Annotated in this window: 1 protein-coding gene and 1 pseudogene; one reads left to right on the top strand and one right to left on the bottom strand. The window is 40.4% G+C overall.

Annotation, left to right across the window (positions count from 1 at the left end; translation table 11 throughout):
• Positions 1 to 220 (top strand): annotated as a pseudogene (locus AC3G7N_RS22250) (hypothetical protein); the annotation flags it as partial.
• A gap of 49 nt (positions 221 to 269) precedes the next feature.
• Here AC3G7N_RS22250 and dhaM read toward each other — a convergent pair.
• Positions 270 to 552, bottom strand: a 283-nt coding sequence (gene dhaM / locus AC3G7N_RS22245; protein ID WP_489424284.1) for a dihydroxyacetone kinase phosphoryl donor subunit DhaM, incomplete at its 5' end; no start/stop codon positions are given.

Here is a 552-nt window from a genome sequence, read left to right as displayed (position 1 = left end):
GGATATTATCAAGCAGGCTATTAAATCCCTTTCACCTAGTGAAAATGCTGAAGTCATTCCGGATGATGAACGCTGGATTAATACAAACGAACAGACTCTGTTACTTACCTATGAAGATGGCTTGTGGAACGTATATGCTGGACAAAATTTGGATGGATCTTTCCATTCCTACAAACAGGCCACCCAATTTTTAGATGAAGAAGGATTTCAAAGAGGATAAGTTAGAAAAGGGAAAGCGCCCATAAACGATAACGGCGCTTTCCCCTTTTTTAAAAACCTTTTTCAACACTCGCTTTTACCTCTTCAAGTGTCTTATTCATTCCTGATTCAACCGCCGCCACATACGCACCTTCCACTAGTGGAACTTCAGCAATTTCAATCGAATCCAGTCCAGACATTTCGATTGCTAATTCTGCATTCATTTTGGCACTGCCAATATCATAAATTAGCAGAACGCCCTTCTCTCCCTTAGCTTGCTCAATAGCAGCTTGAATTTTTTCAATACTTGTACCAATTTGACCGTCATCAGTTCCGCCTGCTAATTCAATTGAC

Source organism: Virgibacillus carmonensis (assembly GCF_057836705.1).
The sequence above is the reverse complement of the archived record's forward strand: the minus strand, read 5'-3'. Positions and strand labels throughout refer to the sequence as shown.